The organism is Mesorhizobium sp. C089B (assembly GCF_030323125.1).
Taxonomy (GTDB): domain Bacteria; phylum Pseudomonadota; class Alphaproteobacteria; order Rhizobiales; family Rhizobiaceae; genus Mesorhizobium.
This window is the reverse complement of the sequence record NZ_CP100469.1, coordinates 2,581,899-2,600,233: the sequence shown is the minus strand read 5'-3', so window position 1 is coordinate 2,600,233 and position 18,335 is coordinate 2,581,899. Positions and strand designations below refer to the sequence as shown.

14 protein-coding genes are annotated in these 18,335 nt (G+C 62.7%); 12 read left to right on the top strand and 2 right to left on the bottom strand.

Annotation, left to right across the window (positions count from 1 at the left end; translation table 11 throughout):
- Window positions 1–46 precede the first annotated feature (46 nt).
- The 6 genes from NLY44_RS13040 (at window position 47) to NLY44_RS13015 (ending at window position 6,352) form a co-directional block, all read left to right on the top strand.
- Entirely contained in the window at window positions 47–781 is a 735-nt protein-coding gene (locus NLY44_RS13040) for a FadR/GntR family transcriptional regulator (RefSeq protein ID WP_023668124.1), read from the top strand.
- On the top strand, window positions 778–1,974 hold the full coding sequence (locus NLY44_RS13035; protein WP_023691355.1) for a PLP-dependent transferase: 1,197 nt from the start codon (window positions 778–780) through the stop codon (window positions 1,972–1,974). Before NLY44_RS13040 ends, NLY44_RS13035 begins: the two co-directional genes overlap by 4 nt.
- A 26-nt stretch (window positions 1,975–2,000) precedes the next feature.
- The gene (locus tag NLY44_RS13030) at window positions 2,001–3,278 is read left to right on the top strand and encodes an ABC transporter substrate-binding protein (RefSeq protein WP_023804892.1); all 1,278 of its coding nucleotides are present in this window, start codon (window positions 2,001–2,003) and stop codon (window positions 3,276–3,278) included.
- 231 nt (window positions 3,279–3,509) lie between these two features.
- Window positions 3,510–4,433: a carbohydrate ABC transporter permease gene (locus tag NLY44_RS13025; RefSeq protein ID WP_023685296.1), complete on the top strand. Its 924-nt coding sequence runs from the start codon at window positions 3,510–3,512 to the stop codon at window positions 4,431–4,433.
- Window positions 4,433–5,281, top strand: a complete 849-nt coding sequence (locus NLY44_RS13020; protein WP_023691354.1) for a carbohydrate ABC transporter permease — start codon at window positions 4,433–4,435, stop codon at window positions 5,279–5,281. Before NLY44_RS13025 ends, NLY44_RS13020 begins: the two co-directional genes overlap by 1 nt.
- Before the next feature lie 3 nt (window positions 5,282–5,284).
- Window positions 5,285–6,352, top strand: coding sequence for an ABC transporter ATP-binding protein (locus NLY44_RS13015; RefSeq protein ID WP_023736032.1), 1,068 nt, complete (start codon window positions 5,285–5,287; stop codon window positions 6,350–6,352).
- Window positions 6,353–6,424: 72 nt separating this feature from the next.
- Here the strand turns inward: NLY44_RS13015 and NLY44_RS13010 are convergent, their stop codons facing one another.
- Window positions 6,425–7,267, bottom strand: coding sequence for an AraC family transcriptional regulator (locus NLY44_RS13010; protein ID WP_081727386.1), 843 nt, complete (start codon window positions 7,265–7,267; stop codon window positions 6,425–6,427).
- A 247-nt stretch (window positions 7,268–7,514) separates the two neighbouring features.
- Between NLY44_RS13010 and NLY44_RS13005 the strand changes: the two genes are divergently transcribed.
- From NLY44_RS13005 to NLY44_RS12980, 6 genes are all read left to right on the top strand, one after another.
- The gene (locus NLY44_RS13005; protein WP_023804894.1) at window positions 7,515–8,981 is read left to right on the top strand and encodes an alpha-glucosidase/alpha-galactosidase; all 1,467 of its coding nucleotides are present in this window, start codon (window positions 7,515–7,517) and stop codon (window positions 8,979–8,981) included.
- Between the two features lie 98 nt (window positions 8,982–9,079).
- Window positions 9,080–11,191, top strand: a complete 2,112-nt coding sequence (locus tag NLY44_RS13000) for an ABC transporter substrate-binding protein (protein ID WP_023725460.1) — start codon at window positions 9,080–9,082, stop codon at window positions 11,189–11,191.
- 99 nt (window positions 11,192–11,290) lie between these two features.
- On the top strand, window positions 11,291–12,298 hold the full coding sequence (locus NLY44_RS12995) for an ABC transporter permease (RefSeq protein WP_023668135.1): 1,008 nt from the start codon (window positions 11,291–11,293) through the stop codon (window positions 12,296–12,298).
- Window positions 12,299–13,435, top strand: coding sequence for an ABC transporter permease (locus tag NLY44_RS12990; RefSeq protein ID WP_023687914.1), 1,137 nt, complete (start codon window positions 12,299–12,301; stop codon window positions 13,433–13,435).
- Window positions 13,436–13,445: 10 nt separating this feature from the next.
- Window positions 13,446–15,113, top strand: a complete 1,668-nt coding sequence (locus tag NLY44_RS12985; RefSeq protein WP_023804896.1) for an ABC transporter ATP-binding protein — start codon at window positions 13,446–13,448, stop codon at window positions 15,111–15,113.
- Window positions 15,114–15,134: 21 nt separating this feature from the next.
- Entirely contained in the window at window positions 15,135–16,505 is a 1,371-nt protein-coding gene (locus NLY44_RS12980) for an alpha-glucosidase/alpha-galactosidase (RefSeq protein WP_031201500.1), read from the top strand.
- A gap of 29 nt (window positions 16,506–16,534) precedes the next feature.
- Here NLY44_RS12980 and NLY44_RS12975 read toward each other — a convergent pair whose 3' ends face one another.
- Window positions 16,535–18,181, bottom strand: a complete 1,647-nt coding sequence (locus tag NLY44_RS12975; protein WP_023804898.1) for an acetolactate synthase large subunit — start codon at window positions 18,179–18,181, stop codon at window positions 16,535–16,537.
- Between the last annotated feature and the right edge of the window lie 154 nt (window positions 18,182–18,335).

Below are 18,335 nucleotides of genomic sequence, written 5' to 3'. Positions count from 1 at the left end.
GTGCAGAAATTGGTTGGACCATTGAACCACTTCGGTAATAGCCCCGGTGACCGAATTCAGCCTTCCGCCGATCCAGACGACGGCCCGCGACGACGCGGTGCTGAAGGCGTTGGCCGGCTTCGTCATGCGCGAGAAGCTGGAACCCGGTGAGAGGCTGCCGACCGAACGCATCCTCGCTGAGCGTCTGAAGGTCAGCCGCAACACGGTGCGCGAGGCGCTGACGCGCTGGGAAGGGCTTGGCCTGGTCGAGCGCCGGCAGGGCTCGGGCACCTATCTCAAGGCCGCCGTCTCGCTCGACATGCTGCACATGCCGCTGACGCTTGCCGGCGGCAACGATTTCACCGGCCTGATGCGCACGCTGGAAATCCGCCGCGCGCTGGAAGCGGAAGCCGCCGCCCTTTGCGCCATTCGTGCCGACAAGGACGACCTCGCCGAGATCGAGCGCAAGCTCGACATCATGGAGGAAGAGTTTCTCAGCCGCGCCGGCATGTCGTCGGAAGAGGACTGGGAATTCCATCAGGCGATCTACCGCGCCTGCGGCAATCCGCTGTTCGAGCAGATTATCGCCGCCATGCACGAACTGTTCCACCGCTTCTGGGAACATCCGCTCGGCGTGCGCGATTTCGGCCACGCAAGCTTTCCCTACCACCGCACCATGTTCGACTGCATCGCCGCGCACGATCCGGAAGGCGCCCGGGCCGAAGCGCTGAAGCTGATCGCCACGGTCGAGGACGATTTGAAGCGCGGCGCCGCCAACCTCAAACTTTCGGTCCGCACATGAACGAGCACAGCTTCGACCCAGGCATTTCCGGCAGCGACTATCTCGCCGAGGCGGCGACGCTTCTGGCGCATGACGACCCGTTCCCTGGCAATGCGGTGGTGCCGCCGATCTACCAGACCTCGCTGTTCACCTTCGCCAGCTATGCCGACATGGCCGACACCTTTGCCGGGCGCAGGAAGCAGCCGATCTATTCGCGCGGCGACAACCCGACGGTGATGGAATTCGAGTCACGCGTCGCAGCGCTCGAAGGTGCGGAAGCCGCGCGCGGATTCTCCAGCGGCATGGCGGCGATCAGCGCGACATTGCTTGCCTTTGTCGGCGCCGGCGAGCGCATCGTTGCGGTGCGCAACTGCTATGGTGACGCCTACCGACTGTTCGAGCGGTTGTTCCCGCGCCTGCACATCAAGGTCGACTATGTCGACGGCTCCGATCCGGATGCGGTGGCCGCGGCTCTTCCCGGCGCCAAACTGCTCTACCTGGAAAGCCCGACCTCGATGACGTTCGAGCTGCAGGATCTCGAACATCTGACGCGGCTGGCGAAAGAGCAGGGCATCGTCACCACCATCGACAATTCCTGGGCGACGCCGGTGTTCCAGAAGCCGATCCTGCACGGCGTCGATCTGGTGCTGCATTCCGCCTCGAAATATCTCGGCGGTCACAGCGACACCGTCGCCGGCGTGGTGGCCGGCTCGGCCGCTCACATCAAGCATATCAACGACCAGACCTATTCGCAGCTCGGCGCAAAGCTGTCGCCCTTCGAGGGCTGGCTGCTGTTGCGCGGCCTGCGCACGCTGCCGCTGAGACTGCCGCATCACATGAAGAGTGGGCTCATCATCGCCGAGCGCTTGAAGGCGCATGACAAGGTCGAGCGGGTCAATCATCCCGCCTATTCCAACCATCCCGGCAAGAAGACGCTTGCCGGCTATGCCGGGCTGTTCTCCTTCGAGGTGACGGAGGATGTCGACATTCCCGCTTTCGTCGATGCGCTGAAATTTTTCCGCATCGGCGTCAGCTGGGGCGGTCATGAAAGCCTGGTCGTGCCGGCAAAGGCCTCGCTCGAGCAGACACCGGGTCTCAATTCGATGGCGCGCTTCGGCGTCAGCCCCCGAACCATCCGCTTCAATGTCGGATTGGAAAGCGTCGAAGACCTCTGGGCCGACATCGGCCAGGCCTTCGACAAAGCAAAAAAATGACTGGGTTCAAAATGGGAGTTCTGAACATGAAAAGACTGAGCATCATGCTTGCCACCGCTGCCGGCCTGGCGATGTCCGCCAGCGGCGCATTGGCCGACACCACCCTCAAGCTGGTCGAGGTCATCACCAGCCCGCAGCGCACCGAATTCCTGAAGAAGCAGATCGCCGAGTTCGAGGCCGCCAATGCCGGCGTCAAGGTCGAGGTGGTCTCGCTGCCCTGGGGTCAGGCCTTCGAGAAATTCCTCACCATGGTGCAGGCCGGCGATACGCCCGACATCGTCGAGATGCCGGAGCGCTGGATGGGCCTCTACGCCACCAACGGCCAGCTCGAGGATCTCGGTCCCTACATGGCCAAATGGGATGATGCCAAAACGCTCGGCGACCGCGCCAAGCAGTTCGGCTCGACCGTCAACAACACCCAGTTCATGATCCCGTACGGCTACTATGTGAATGCGCTGTTCTGGAACAAGAAGCTGTTCAAGGAGGCCGGTCTCGACGGCCCGCCGGCGACACTCGACGACTTCATCGCCGACTCCAAGAAGATCTCCGCCATTCCAGGCAAGTACGGCTATTGCCTGCGCGGTGGGCCGGGCGCCTTCAACGGCATGCACATGTTCATGAACATCGCCGCTGGCAAGGGCGGCTACTTCAACGAGGACGGCACCTCGACCATCAACGAGGAGGGCTCGGTCAAGGGCCTGCAGATGCTGGCCGACATGTACAAGGACGGGCTGGCGCCCAAGGATGCGGTGAGTTGGGGCTTTAACGAGACCGTCACCGGCTTCTATTCCGGCACCTGCGCCATGCTCAACCAGGATCCGGATGCGCTGATCGGCATTGCCGACAAGATGAGTGCCGACGATTTTGCCGTGGCGCCGCTGCCTGTGGGGCCAAGCGGCAAATCCTATCCGACGCTGGGCTATGCCGGCTGGGCGATGTTCGCCAATTCGCTGCACAAGGACGATGCCTGGAAGCTGATGGCGACGCTGTTGTCGCCCAAGGACAATCTCGAATGGGCCAAGGAAGTCGGCGTCGTGCCGATCCACAATGGCGCCGACCAGGATGCCCACTTCAAGACCGAGCAGTTCAAAGGCTGGTTCACCGAACTCAGCGACACTTCCAAATATGAAATGGTGACGCCGCCGACACATCTGGAGAACCTCGGCAATTTCGTCGACCAGGTGGCGATCAAGAATTTCCAGGAAGTGCTGCTCGGCCAGAAGTCGGCCAAGGACGTTGCCGATCAATGGGCCGCGTTCCTGACCAAGGAACAGCAGGACTGGCTGGCCAAGAACAAGAAGTAGTTCTTCCACCTTCTCCCCGTTTACGGTGAGAAGGTGGCCCGAATGCATGTCGCCCAAAAGTGCGTAGCGGTTTTGGGACAACGACATGCACAGACAGGCCCGGATGAGGGGCAGCGCGAGCACCCCAAGGCTGGCGCCGCCCCTCATCTGCCTGCCGGCATCTTCTCCCCGTGAACGGGGAGAAGGGTGCTGTTGCCGCTGTCGGCACCCACCCATGATTGTTGAGCGCTAATGACTTATGCCGTGTCCGAAATACGATCCGCCGGCCGGCCGCGAAAGAAGCGGCTGACGCATGCAGCAATCGAGCCCTGGCTTTATCTCAGCCCGGCGATCGTTCTGCTGGTCGTGGTGCTGCTGGTGCCGCTGATCATCGGCATCAGCTATTCGTTCCGGAAGTTCTCCGCCTTCAAATCCGAATATGTCGGTCTAGGCCAGTATCAGGCGATGCTGACCGACCAGGTGCTGGGGCAGGCGCTGGTCAACACGCTGTGGTGGACCGTCGCCAGCCTGTTCTTCCAGTTCTTCCTCGGCCTGGGTCTGGCGTTGCTGCTCGACAAACCGTTTGTCGGGCGCAAGTTCGTGCAGGCGGTGGTGTTCCTGCCCTGGGCGGTGCCATCTTTCCTGTCGGGCCTGACCTGGGCGTGGCTGTTCAATCCGATCATCGGACCACTGCCGCATTGGCTCTTCACGCTCGGGCTGAAGGCCGAGCCGACCAATGTGCTGTCCGATCCGGCGACCGCCATGTGGGGGCCGATCATCGCCAACATCTGGTTCGGCATTCCGTTCTTCGCCATCACGCTGCTGGCGGCGCTGAAGTCGATCCCGTCGGAACTGCACGAGGCGGCCGCAATCGACGGCGCTTCGCCTTGGCAGCGCTTCACCAAGGTGACGCTGCCGTTCCTAGCGCCGACCATCGTCATCACCGTCATGCTGCGTACGATCTGGATCGCGACCTTCGCCGATCTGATCTTCGTCATGACCGAGGGCGGGCCGGCCGGCTCGACCAGCACGGTGCCGGTCTACATCTATGTCAGCGCCTTCAAGTCGCTGGACAAGGGCTATGCCTCCGCGGTGGCGGTGCTGCTACTGGTACTGCTCATCGCCTATGCGATCGCGCTGATCGCCATCCGCCGGTTGCTGGTGAGGCACGTCTGATGATTGCCGGACGCTCTACCTCCTCGCGCATCTTCAGCGGCGTCGGCCTCTACGCGGCGATTGCCGCCTATATGATCTTCGCCCTGTTCCCGATCTTCTGGACGCTGAAGATTTCGGTGACGCCGGAGCGGCTGCTCTATTCCGAGGGCATCACGCTGTGGCCGTCGCAGACGACCTTCCGCAACTTCATCACTGTCCTGGAAGCCTCTGACTTCCCCCGCTATTTCCTCAACAGCGTCATCGTCTCGGTGTCGACCGCGGCGCTCGTCACGGTCATCGCCACCCTCGCCGGTTACGCCATGTCGCGCTTCACCTTTCGCGGCAAGGCGACCCTGGCGATCATGCTTTTGCTCACGCAAACCTTTCCGCTGGTGATGGTCATTCCGCCGATCTACCGCGTCATGGGCGAGCTTGGCCTGACCAACAGCCTGGTCGGTCTGATCATCATCTACACGGCCTTCAACACCGCCTTCGCCACCTTCCTGATGCAGTCCTTCTTCGACGGCATTCCGAAGGATCTGGAGGAAGCGGCGATGATCGACGGCTGCACGCGGGCGCAGGCGATGCGCAAGGTGATCGTGCCGCTGACCTTGCCCGGCATGGGCGCCACGCTTGGCTTCGTCTTCACCGCCGCCTGGAGCGAATTGCTGTTCGCGCTGATGCTCATTTCCAGCGACGACCAGAAGACGTTTGCCGTCGGCCTGCTCACCTATATCGGCAAGTTCGCCGTCGACTGGGGGCAGATGATGGCGGCGTCGATCCTGGCGCTGATCCCGGTCTGTATCTTCTTCGCCTTCCTGCAACGCTATCTCGTCACCGGCCTCACCGCCGGCGCGGTCAAAGGATAATCGATGGCTTCCGTCACGCTGCAAAACGTCGAGAAGGACTACGGTTCGCTGCGCATCCTGCACGGCGTCGACCTCGAGATCGCCGATGGCGAGTTCGTCGTGCTGGTCGGCCCGTCCGGCTGTGGCAAGTCGACCCTTTTGCGCATGATTGCCGGGCTGGAGGAGGTGTCGGGCGGCGAGATCCATATCGGCGATCGGCTGGTCAACGATGTCGCGCCGAAGGACCGCGATATTGCCATGGTGTTCCAGTCCTACGCGCTCTATCCGCACATGGACGTGTCGTCGAATATGGGCTTCAGCCTGCTTTTGAAGAAGGCGGAGAAGACGACGATCGACGGCAGGGTAGGGGCGGCGGCCAAGCGCCTCGGCCTCGACAGTTTCCTCGGACGTCTGCCCAGGCAACTGTCCGGCGGCCAACGCCAGCGCGTGGCCATGGGCCGCGCCATCGTGCGCGACCCCAAAGTGTTCCTGTTCGACGAACCGCTCAGCAATCTCGACGCCAAATTGCGCGTGCATATGCGCGCCGAGATCAAGGCCCTGCACCAGCAGCTCAAGACCACATCGGTCTATGTCACCCACGACCAGATCGAAGCCATGACTATGGCCGACCGCATCGTCGTCATGCATGACGGCTATGTGCAGCAGGTCGGGCATCCCCTGGAACTCTACGATCGGCCGCTCAATACTTTCGTGGCCGGCTTCATCGGCTCGCCCGGCATGAATTTCTTTCCGGCGACAGTCGCCAAGGGCGGCAAGGTGGATGCGGTGCTGGCCGACAGCCAGAAGCTGAGATTGCCGGATGGATTGCCGCTCACGGATGGTGACAAGCTCACCGTCGGGTTACGGCCGGAGCACATCCAGCTCGCCGACGACGGAGGGCTCATGGCAGAGGTCGAGGTGGTCGAGCCGCTCGGCCTGTCGACGCAGTTCTATGTCCGGCTCGCCAATCAGCTGGTTTGTGTCTTCGTCATGGGACGCAGCACTATCCGGCCGGGCGACACGGTAAGACTGTCTGCCGATCCGGCGGCCCTGCATCTGTTCGATCCCGCAAGTGGCAATCGCATCGGGTGATGGCGGCCATCCGGCCTGTTTTCCGAGCATGATCTCTTCCGGAAACCGGTATCCACTTTTCGAGATCATGCTCTACTGAAGGCTGCCCAGGCTGGCATACATGCCGGTGGTGCGGAACTGCGTCGGGTTGATGCCGTAGAGCCGGCGGAAGACTTTCGAGAAATAGTTGGCGTCCTCGAAGCCGCACAGGATGGCGACCTCCTTGACTGGCAGGAAATCGGCTTTGGTTAGCAGCTTCGCCGCCCGCTGCAGCCGCTGCTGCAGCACGAACTCGGCCGGCGGAACGCCTTCGCTCTCGGCGAAGCAGCGCGAGAAATGGGCGCGGCTGAGGCCGCTGATCTGGACGAGCTCGGCCACGGGCAAGGGCTTGTCGAGATTGGCGTTGATATGATCGATGACCGGCTGCATGACGCTCTGTTTCTCAGTGAAGGCGTGCGAGCCGAAGACATCGTCGTAAAGCGCCATCGCCGCCTCATAGGCGATTGCCGAAGCAGCGCCAGGCGAAGCGCCACCCTTGATCAGGCGCAGGCTGCAATCGGCGAGATGATCGATCGTCTCCGGCTGCAGCCGAAACACCGGGCCGGAGACGCTGAGTATGGATTTGTGGACGCGCAGCGCCTCCTCGCCATTCATCGAGATCCAGAAATATTCCCAGCGGTCGCCCTTCTCCAGCCAGTAGCGATGGTTGTGTGGCACCAGCACCAGCAGCGTGTCGTTGGCCTGCAGGCGGTAGTTGCGGTTCTCGTAGCGCAGCTGGCCGGTGCCGCTGATCGTGTGCTGCAGCACGGTGAACGGTGTCTGGCCGCGCTTGCGCCCATCCCAGTCATAGGTCACGCCCTCGCGTACTTCATAGCCGGTGCTGGTTGGCATGGCATGCAGGCGCTGGCGGCCGCGCGGCAGCGAGATGGTGCGCATCAACTGTCCGTTGGCGATCAGATCATGCAGCACAAAATTACCCTCGAAAGCATAATCGTTCTCTGGCCGCGCCCTGGAATAACGGCATAATCCAAATCCTGAGAACGCGAAAGACCCGCGGTCGAGGAGCGGGCGGGGAGGAGAACGAGCCGGAATTCCGGCTCGAATGGCATGCGCGCCGAGGCGAGCCGCCATTCCCTTTCCTGTTGCTCCTTACCCGTCATTTCGAATGCATCGAGGTGAGGTGATGAGTTTCAAAATCGCTATTATCGGCGCCGGCAGCGTCGGCTTCACCAAGAAGCTGTTCACCGATATTTTGTGCGTCCCGGAATTCAGCGACATCGAATTCGCGCTGACCGATCTCAGCGAACACAATCTGCAAATGATCAAGGCGATCCTCGACCGCATCGTCGAGGCCAACAAGCTGCCGACCAGGGTGACGGCGACGACCGACCGCCGCAAGGCGCTGGAAGGCGCGCGCTACGTCATCAGCTGCGTCCGGGTGGGCGGGCTCGAAGCCTATGCCGACGATATCCGCATTCCCTTGAAATACGGCATCGACCAGTGCGTCGGTGACACGATTTGCGCCGGGGGCATCCTCTACGGCCAGCGCAACATCCCGGTCATCCTCGACTTCTGCAAGGATATATTGGAGGTCGCCGAGCCAGGCGCCAAATTCCTCAACTATGCCAACCCGATGGCGATGAACACCTGGGCGGCGATCGAATATGGCAAGGTCGATACGGTCGGCCTCTGCCACGGTGTCCAGCACGGCGCCGAACAGATCGCCGAAGTGCTCGGCGCCAAGTCGCACAGCGAACTCGATTATGTCTGCTCCGGTATCAACCACCAAACCTGGTTCATCGATTTGCGGCTCAACGGCCGCAAGATCGGCAAGGACGAACTGGTGGCTGCCTTCGAGGCGCATCCGGTCTATTCGCAGCAGGAAAAGCTGCGCATCGACGTGCTGAAGCGCTTCGGCGTCTACTCCACCGAAAGCAACGGTCATCTCTCCGAATATCTGCCCTGGTATCGCAAGCGGCCGGACGAAATCACCCGCTGGATCGACATGTCCGATTGGATCCATGGCGAGACCGGCGGCTATCTTCGCTACTCCACGGAAACCCGCAACTGGTTCGAGACGGAATATCCGCAATTCCTCGAAGCGGCGTCGAAGCCGCTCGACGTACCGAAGCGCTCGAACGAGCATGCCAGCCATATTCTCGAAGCGCTGGAGACGAACCGCGTCTATCGCGGCCACTTCAACGTCAAGAACACCGGCATCATCACCAATCTGCCGCAGGACGCGATCATCGAATCGCCCGGTTTCGTCGATCGCTTCGGCATCAACATGGCGTCAGGCATCACGCTGCCGGAAGCCTGCGCGGCCACCTGCATGGCTTCGATCAACGTTCAGCGGATGTCGGTGCATGCGGCTGTTACGGGCGACATTGACCTGCTCAAGCTCGCGGTGCTGCACGATCCGCTGGTGGGTGCGGTGTCGACGCCGGAAGAGGTCTGGCAGATGGTCGACGAGATGGTCGTCGCCCAGGCGCGTTGGCTACCGCAATACGCCGATGCCGTGCCGGCCGCCAAGGAGCGGCTTTCGAAATCGATGGTGAAAACCCGCGACTGGGCGGGTGCGGCGCGGCGCAAAGTGCGCTCGATCGAGGAACTGCGCGCCGAAAAAACGGCCCTGAAACAGGCCGGCTGAGAATGCTGGCAGGCGGACAGCGGGAGGCCGGTTCGCCAATCAGCCGTCATGAATAGATGCGGGCAGCAGCAGACGTCGAAACATCTGGGAGGAACACAATGAGGAACTTTCGTGGAATTGGCATTCTCGCCGGGCGAAGAATTGGCATTCTCGCCGGGCTGGCGCTGAGCGTCTCGGCATTGGCGCTTGGCAGTGCATACGCGTCCGAGCCGACCACGCCGCCGGCGCCGGCGGCGTTTCCCGCCGAGGGCAAAATCAAATACGTCGCCCGCGATTCCATCCTGGAGTTCAAGGCGCTGCCCGAATATCACGAGCCCGAGTGGGTCACCGAGAAATACGTCAAGACTGGCAAGCTGCCGCCGGTCAAGGATCGCCTGCCGAAGGAGCCGCTGGTGTTCAAGACCGGCAACATGCCGGACGGCATCGGCGTTTATGGCGACACCATGCGCCACGTCATTGGCGGCCGGCCGGAAGGCTGGAATTATGGCGCCGGCCAGACCCAAGGATGGGGCGGCATCGACATCGGCCTTTCGGAATGCCTGACGCGCACCGCGCCTTTGTTCCAGGTCGAGGCCAAGGACACCGAGCCGCTGCCCAACCTCGCCAGGAGCTGGGACTGGTCGAAGGATGGCCACACGCTGACCATGCACCTGGTCGAAGGCGCCAAATGGTCTGACGGCGTTGCCTTCAATGCCGACGATGTCATGTTCTACTGGGACGATGAGGTCGTCGACCCCAATGTCTCGCCGTTGAACGGCGCCACAGCGGAAACCTTCGGTGTCGGCACGACGCTGAAGAAGGTCGACGACTACACCGTCGAGTGGACCTTCAAGGACGCTTTCCCCAAACAGTATCTCTACGCCATGGCCTACGGCACCTTCTGCCCCGGCCCGGCGCATATCCTGAAGCCGCAGCATCCGAAGTACTCGAAGAATACCTACGAGCAGTTCAAGAACGCGTTCCCGCCGGAATATATGAACATTCCGGTGATGGGTGCCTGGGTGCCGGTGGAGTATAGGCCCGACGACATCATCGTCTTGCGCCGCAATCCCTACTACTGGAAGGTCGACGAGAAGGGCAACCAGCTGCCCTATCTCAACGAACTGCACTACAAGCTGTCGACCTGGGCCGACCGCGACGTGCAGGCGGTGGCAGGGGCCGCCGACTTCTCCAACCTCGAGCAGCCGGAGAATTTCGTCGCTTCGCTGAAGCGAGCGGCGGACAAGGACGCGCCGGCCCGGCTCGCCTTTGGCCCGCGCCTGATCGGCTACAATCTGCGCATGAACTTTTCCGCCAATGGCTGGGGCAATCCCGACGAACGCGGCCAGGCGATCCGCGAGCTCAATCGCAATGAGGACTTCCGCAAGGGCATCACCATGGCGCTCGACCGCAAGGCGCTCGGCGACTCGCTGGTCAAGGGGCCGTTCACCGCCATCTACCCCGGTGGCTTTTCCTCGGGCACCAGCTTCTATGACCGCAACTCGACCGTCTACTATCCCTTCGACATCGAGGGCGCCAAGGCGGAACTGGCCAAGGCTGGTCTCAAGGATACGGATGGCGACGGCTTCGTGAACTTCCCGGCCGGGACCGCCGGCGGCAAGAATGTCGAGATCGTGATGCTGGTCAACAATGACTACGGCACAGACAAGAGCCTCGCCGAAGGCGTCGTCGGCCAGATGGAAAAGCTTGGCATCAGGGTCGTGCTCAACGGCCTCAACGGCACCCAGCGTGATGCCTCGCAATATTCCGGCCGCTTCGACTGGCTGATCAGGCGCAACGAGCAGGAGCTGACTTCCGTCGTGCAGAATACCGTGCAACTCGCGCCCGTCGGACCCAAGACCAGCTGGGATCACCGCGCGCCCGAAAGCGGCGTGGTCGACCTGATGCCGTTCGAAAAGGAGCTTGTCGACATCGTCAACAAGTTCGTCTCCTCGTCAGACAATGACGAGCGCGCCAGCCTGATGAAGACGTTCCAGAAGATCTCGACGGAGCATGTCTACAATATCGGACTGACCGAATATCCCGGCGCCCTGATCATCAACAAGCGCTTCTCCAACATCCCGCAGGGAACGCCGATCTTCATGTTCAACTGGGCCGAGGATTCGATCGTGCGCGAACGCGTCTTCGTCGCCGCCGACAAGCAGCAGAAATACGAACTCTTTCCCGACCAGCTTCCCGGCAAGCCCGGCGACAAGGGTCCGACGAACTGAGTTTCCTCCCCTGGCTGACGCCCGGCCGCGCTGCGCGCGCGGCCGGGACGGAGTAAGGTCAGCGGCAACAGATTAGATCCAAGGAGGAGAAACGGTCCGATGCTGCGATTCCTGGCCATGCGCATAGCATCGGCGGTGCCGGTCATGGTCATCCTGAGCCTGGTCACCTTTGCCATCATCCAGGCGCCGCCGGGCGACTATGCCGACTATATCCGTTCGCAGCTCATCAACCAGGGCGGGGCGTCTTTTGCCGAAGCCGACGCGCAGGCGCAGGCCTATCGGGTCGAGCACGGCCTCGATAAACCGCTGCCCGTCCAGTACCTGAACTGGGTCGCCGGCATCATCACCCGCGGCGATTTCGGCTACAGCCTCTATTACAACAAGCCGGTCGCCGCAGTGGTCGGCGAGCGGCTGCCGCGCACGCTGCTGCTGGCATTGGTCTGCCATCTGCTGGCGTCGGTGCTCGGCATCACCTTCGGCATCTGGGCGGCGACCAGGCAATACACATGGATCGACTCGGTGCTGTCGGCCATCTCCTTCCTCGGCATGACGGTGCCGCGCTTCCTGATGGCGCTGATCATCGTCTATCTCCTGGTCTTCCAGTTCAACGTGTCGGAGATCGGCAGCTTCTTCTCGCCGCAATATGGCGGCGCGCCGTGGTCGTGGGCGAAATTCGCCGACCTCGTCAAGCATGTCTGGCCGGTGGTGGCGATCGCCACCTTCGGCGGGCTCGCCTACAATATGCGCGTCATGCGCGGCAATCTGCTCGATACGCTGAACGCGCAATATGTCGAGACGGCCAAGGCCAAGGGCCTGACCGGCAGCGCCGTCGTCATGCGCCATGCCGTGCCCAACGCACTGCACCCGCTCATCATGTATCAGGGCGTGGTGCTGCCCTACATGCTGACCGGCGAGATCGAGACGGCGATCATCTTTGCGCTGCCGACGGTCGGGCCCGCCATCGTCGGCTCGATGGCGGTCGGCGACGTTTATGTCACGGCGACCTTCATGATGGTGCTGTCGGCAACGCTGATCGTCGGCAACATCATCGCCGACATGCTGCTCGCGCTGCTCGATCCGCGCGTACGCCAGTTCAGGGAGAGCTAGATGCTGGCGCGCGACCCATCCCCGCCGCCGCCCCCGGCTGAAGCAACCGCGATTGCGACCCCACGCGGCAATGAGAGCTATATGGCGCTGGTCTGGCGCCGGCTGAGGCGCTCCTGGACCGGCATGGCCGGGCTGATCCTGGTCGTGCTTCTGGTGCTGATGGCGCTGTTCGCCGATTTCTTCGCGCCGATGGACCCCAAGGTGACCGATGTCGCTTTCGCCCCGCCGCAAGTGATGAGTTTTCACGACAGAGACGGGAATTTCGTGCTCCAGCCGCGGGTCTATGCGCTGGCGGATTCTGCAGACCTCGACCCGGTCACCTTCCAGCCGGTCGTCGGGCCGGATTACGAGCATCCGCGCCTGCTCGGCTTCTTCGTCAAGGGCGCCGACTACCGGCTGCTTGGCCTGATCCCCGCCAACCGGCATTTCTTCGCTTCGGCCGACGGCCAGCCGGTGCATTTTCTCGGCACCGACAAATTCGGCCGCGATGTGTTGTCGCGCGCCATCCAGGGCTCGCGCGTCTCGCTGATGATCGCGCTGACGGTGGTGTTCATCATCACCGTCATCGGCACCACGGTCGGCATGGTCTCGGGCTATTTCGGCGGCCGCTTCGACGTCTGGATGCAGCGCTTTGTCGAGCTGGTGCTCGCCTTCCCGCAATTGCCGCTCTATCTTGCGCTGACGACGCTGATCCCGGTGACCGCGCCGACCAACGTCTTCCTCGCCTTCGTCATCATCGTCATGTCGGCGCTGGGCTGGGCGCAGATGTCGCGCGAGGTGCGCGGCAAGACGCTGGCGCTGGCGCGGATCGACTATGTGCGCGCTGCCATGGCGGTTGGCGCCACCGACATGCGTATCATCATGCAGCACATTTTCCCCAATGTGATGAGCCACGTCATCGTCGCCGTGACGATCGCGATCCCGACGGTGGTACTGCTCGAAGCCTTTCTCGGCTTCCTCGGCTTCGCCGTGAAACCGCCGCTGATCTCATGGGGGCTGATGCTGCAGGACACGGCTACCTATTCGGTCATCGGCACTTATCCGTGGATCCTGTCGCCGGTCGGCTTCGTGCTGATCACCGTCTTTGCCTTCAACGCGCTGGGCGACGGCCTGCGCGATGCCGTCGATCCCTATTGAGGTGGCCGGGATGACCGTAGCGCTCGCAGCCACCTTCGCACCAGCCGTCCGGCTCGACCATGCCGGCCGCCACGACCAACCCATCATCGATGCCCGCAACATCGAGGTCGCCTTCAAGGTCGAGCACGGCGTCGTCGACGCGGTGAAGGATGTCTCGTTCCAGCTCTATCGCGGGGAGACGATCGCCATCGTCGGCGAGTCCGGTTCCGGCAAGTCGGTGACGGCGCGCGCCGTCATGGGGCTCTTGTCAAAGCGGGCCACCGTGTCGCCGAACTCCACCATCGACTATTGCGGGCAGGACATACTGAAATTCCCCGAGAGCGCTCGGCGCAAATTGCGCGGCAATCGCATTTCGATGATTTTCCAGGAGCCGATGAGCTCGCTCAACCCGATCTATACGGTCGGCAGTCAGATCGTCGAGGCGATCAGGGTGCATCGAAAGGTCAGCCGCAAGCAAGCCTGGGCGCGGGCGCTCGAGCTTTTGCGGCATGTCCAGATCCCCGAGCCGGAAGCACGCATCAAGCAGTATCCGCACCAGATGTCGGGCGGGCAGCGCCAGCGCGTTATGATCGCCATGGCGCTCGCCAACGACCCCGATGTGCTGATTGCCGACGAGCCGACGACGGCGCTCGACGTCACGGTGCAGGCGCAGATCCTCAATTTGATCCGCAATCTGCAAAAAGAACTCAGGATGGCGGTCATCCTGATCACCCACGACCTCACCGTGGTGCGGAAATTCTCGGACTATGTCTATGTCATGCAGCATGGCGAGATGTGCGAGCACAACGTTACCGAGCGGCTGTTCGCCGACCCGCAGCATGCCTATACCAAGCGGCTGCTCGCTTCAGAGCCGCACGGCAAGCCGCAGCCGCTGCCGGAAAACAGCGGCACCATCCTCGAGGCCCGCAATATGCGCGTCTGCTTCATGCTGCGCCATGGCAGCTTCCTGAAGCCGGACTGGCGCGAGCTCGTCGCCGTCGACGATCTCGGCCTGAAGCTTTGCCGCCACGAGACACTGGGGCTGGTCGGCGAATCCGGCTCCGGCAAGACCACCTTCGGTCTCGCCTTGCTCAAGCTCACCGAGGCCAAGCGCGGCGAGGTCAGCTTCGACGGCCAGCCGATCCACGGCCTGTCTCGCGCCGGGATGCGGCCGCTGCGCTCGCGCATGCAGGTCGTTTTTCAGGATCCGTTCTCGTCGCTTAACCCGCGTATGACGATCGGCCAGATCATCGAGGAAGGGCTGGTCGTCAACAGGATCGGCGCGACACGGCGCGAGCGGGTCGGTCGGGTTCGCGACGCCCTGGTCAGCGCCGGCATGCCCGGCGATATCCTGTCGCGGTTCCCGCACGAATTTTCCGGCGGCCAGCGGCAGCGCATCGCCATTGCCCGAGCCATCGCGCTGGAGCCCGAATTCATCCTGCTCGACGAACCGACATCGGCGCTCGACCTTTCGGTGCAGGCGCAGATCATCGACTTGTTGCGCAAGCTGCAGGACGAACGCGGCCTTAGCTATGTCTTCATTTCGCACGACCTCAAGGTGGTGCGCGCGCTCTGCCATCGCGTCATCGTCATGCAGAACGGCAAGATCGTCGAACAGGGACCCGTCGACGAGGTCCTCACCCATCCCAAGACCGCCTACACCGAACGGCTCGTCAGGGCCGCCTTCGACGTGGCGTAGCAAAGTGCCGGAGGTTTAATAGTGGCAAGACATCCCAGGATCACCTTCATTGGCGCGGGTTCGACCGTGTTCATGAAGAACATTGTCGGCGACGTGCTGCAGCGGCCATCGCTGTCAGGCGCGACGATCGCGCTGATGGACATCAATCCGCAGCGGCTGGAAGAGAGCGCCATCGTCGTCAACAAGCTGATCGCGACGCTGGGCGTGAAGGCGAAGGCCGAGACCTATTCCGACCAACGCAAGGCGCTCGCCGGTGCCGACTTCGTCGTCGTCGCCTTCCAGATCGGCGGCTTTGAGCCCTGCACCGTCACCGATTTCGAGGTGCCGAAGAAATACGGCCTGCGCCAGACCATTGCCGACACGCTCGGCGTCGGCGGCATCATGCGCGGCCTCCGGACCGTGCCGCATCTGTGGAAGATCTGCGAGGACATGCTGGCCGTCTGCCCCGACGCGATCATGCTGCAATACGTCAACCCGATGGCGATCAACACCTGGGCGATTTCAGAGAAATTTCCTGACATCAAACAGGTCGGCCTCTGCCATTCGGTGCAGGGCACGGCGATGGAACTGGCGCACGATCTCGACATTCCCTACGACGAGATACGCTACCGCTCGGCCGGCATCAACCACATGGCCTTCTACCTGAAGTTCGAGCACCGGCAGCCGGATGGCTCTTACCGCAACCTCTATCCGGACCTGGTCCGCGCCTATCGCGAGGGCAGGGCGCCGAAGCCGGGCTGGAACCCGCGGTGCCCCAACAAGGTGCGCTACGAGATGCTGACGCGTCTCGGCTATTTCGTCACCGAAAGCTCCGAGCATTTCGCCGAATACACGCCCTATTTCATCAAGGAAGGCCGCCCCGACCTGATCGAGAAGTTCGGCATTCCGCTCGACGAATATCCCAAGCGCTGCATCGAACAGATCGAGCGCTGGAAGGGCCAGGCCGAGGCCTATCGCTCGGCCGACCGCATCGAGGTCGAGCAATCGAAGGAATACGCGTCCTCGATCATGAACTCGGTGTGGACCGGGGAGCCTTCGGTGATCTACGGCAATGTCCGCAACAATGGCTGCATCACCTCGCTGCCGGACAATTGCGCCGCCGAGGTGCCGTGCCTGGTCGACGGCTCCGGCATCCAGCCGACCTATATTGGCGAGCTGCCGCCGCAACTCACCGCGTTGATACGCACCAACATCAATGTGCAGGAACTGACGGTGCAGGCGCTGATGACCGAAAACCGCGAGCACATCTACCACGCGGCGATGATGGATCCGCATACGGCCGCCGAACTCGATCTCGACCAGATCTGGGCGCTGGTCGATGAGTTGCTGGCGACACATGGCGACTGGCTGCCGACCTGGGCGCGTGTGAGCGCCAAGGTCCGGGCCGCCTGAGCGCTGCTGCGGCGGTATCTACTCCACCGTCAGGCCTCCGGTGGCGCCGGCAACCGGTGGCGCAGTTCCTCGACCAGCACGCGCTCGTTCTCCGAATAGTCGATCGGAACGACGACGAGATGGACGCCACCGCCGGCAAAAGCCTGTTCAAGCGTCGATTGTATTTCTGAGACGGCGCCGACCCTGGTTCCCTTGGCGCCATAGGCCTCGGCATATCTGACGAAATCGGGATTGCCGAAGGTCATGCCGAAATCGGGGAACTGGTCGACCGCCTGCTTCCAGCGGATCATGCCGAAAGCATTGTCCTCGATGATCAGCACGACCAATTTGAGCTTCAGCCTGACGGCGGTTTCCAGTTCCTGGCTGTTCATCATGAAGCCGCCATCGCCGCAGATCGCCATGACGCGGCGGCCGGGATAGAGCATCGCGGCCGTCATCGCCGAGGGCAGGCCGGCGCCCATCGTGGCCAGGGCGTTGTCGAGCAGCAGCGTGTTGGCGACGCGCGTGCGGTAGTTGCGCGCGAACCAGATCTTGTACATGCCGTTGTCGAGCGCCAGGATGCCATCGGCCGGCATCACCGCGCGCACGTCATGCACCAGACGCTGCGGCGTGAAACGGTCTTCGGTGGCGCGGGCGGCAATGCGGCTCAAAATCCCTTCGCGCAGCGGCAGTAGCGCCTGCGCGTTGGGGATCTTGCCCTCGAGGCGGTCGGCAAGCAGCCTGAGCGAAGCGCCGATGTCGCCGACCACTTCGGTCTGCGGGAAATAGACCTGCTCGACATTGGCCGGCTGGTAACCGACATGGATCACCTTCGGTCCCTTGTCGCCCATAATGAAGGGCGGCTTCTCGATCGTGTCGTGGCCGATAGTGATGATGAGGTCGGCCTGTTCGATGGCCTCATGCACATAGTCGCGCTCGGAGAGCGCGGCGGTGCCCATGTAGAGTTCGGTGCCGCCGGGCACCGTGCCCTTGCCCATCTGCGTGGTGAAATAGGGAATGCCGGTCCTGATCACGAACTGGGCGAGGTCGGACGTCGAGCGCGGCCGCGATGCGGCGGCGCCCAGCATCGCCAGAGGACGCTGCGCCTTGATCATCATCTCGGCGGCGCGGTCGAGCGCAAGCGGGCTGGCCAGCGGAAGCTCGACCGGATGCGGCGGGATCAGCGCGACATCGTCGCACTCCTCGGCCGCGATGTCTTCGGGCAGTTCCAGATGCACCGGTCCCGGACGCTCCTCTTCGGCAATCCGAAACGCTTCCCGCACCACGGCGGGAATGGTCTTCGCCGAGATGATCTGGCGTGACAGCTTGGTCAGCGGCTTCATCGCGGCGACGATGTCGACGATCTGGAAGCGGGCCTGGCGCGACGACCGGATGCCCTTCTGCCCGGTGATCATGATCATCGGCATGGCGCCGAGCAGCGCATAGGCGGCACCCGTCGTCAGGTTCAGGGCGCCGGGCCCGAGCGTGGTGATGCAGACGCCCGGCTTGCCGGTGAGCCTGCCATGGGTGGCGGCCATGAACGCCGCCGCCTGCTCATGACGGGTGAGGATGAGCTGGATCGAGGATTTGCGGATGGATTCGACGACGTCCAAGTTTTCTTCGCCGGGAATGCCGAAGATGCGATCGACGCCCTCATTCTCGAGGGCGGCAACAAGCAGGTCAGAACCTTTGGGCACGAAGCATCTCCTGGGCAAAGCGGCGGCGAACCGCGTCGGGATATGATCAGACATAGTGCTGGCAAAGTCCTACCGCGAGGCCCGGCCGCCGCCAATATCGCTCTGCTCTTGCAGACGGTTCTGTTTCTCGCGGCCTGAGTGAGCGCATCGGCCA